The organism is Vibrio sp. EA2 (assembly GCF_033042495.1).
Taxonomy (GTDB): Bacteria; Pseudomonadota; Gammaproteobacteria; order Enterobacterales; family Vibrionaceae; genus Vibrio.
The window spans coordinates 1-723 of sequence record NZ_JAWLID010000056.1 but is presented as its reverse complement, the minus strand read 5'-3'; the positions used below and the strand labels follow the sequence as shown (position 1 = coordinate 723).

At 53.8% G+C, this 723-nt stretch carries 1 rRNA gene; it reads left to right on the top strand.

The annotated features are described in order from the left end of the window. Positions 1-693 (top strand): 23S ribosomal RNA (locus tag RXX31_RS24705); the annotation flags it as partial. Between the last annotated feature and the right edge of the window lie 30 nt (positions 694-723).

Sequence of the window (723 nt, the reverse complement as noted above, 5' to 3'; positions counted from 1 at the left end):
ATCGGGGATGAGGACAGTGCCTGGTGGGTAGTTTGACTGGGGCGGTCTCCTCCCAAAGCGTAACGGAGGAGCACGAAGGTGGGCTAATCACGGTTGGACATCGTGAGGTTAGTGCAATGGCATAAGCCCGCTTGACTGCGAGAATGACAATTCGAGCAGGTGCGAAAGCAGGTCATAGTGATCCGGTGGTTCTGAATGGAAGGGCCATCGCTCAACGGATAAAAGGTACTCCGGGGATAACAGGCTGATACCGCCCAAGAGTTCATATCGACGGCGGTGTTTGGCACCTCGATGTCGGCTCATCACATCCTGGGGCTGAAGTCGGTCCCAAGGGTATGGCTGTTCGCCATTTAAAGTGGTACGCGAGCTGGGTTTAGAACGTCGTGAGACAGTTCGGTCCCTATCTGCCGTGGGCGTTGGAGAATTGAAAGGGGCTGCTCCTAGTACGAGAGGACCGGAGTGGACGAACCTCTGGTGTTCGGGTTGTGTCGCCAGACGCATTGCCCGGTAGCTAAGTTCGGGATCGATAACCGCTGAAAGCATCTAAGCGGGAAGCGAGCCTTGAGATGAGTTCTCCCTGATACTTTAAGTATCCTAAAGGGTTGTCGTAGACTACGACGTTGATAGGCAGGGTGTGTAAGCGTTGTGAGGCGTTGAGCTAACCTGTACTAATTGCCCGTGAGGCTTAACCATACAACACCCAAGGGGTTTTGATGGACTCAA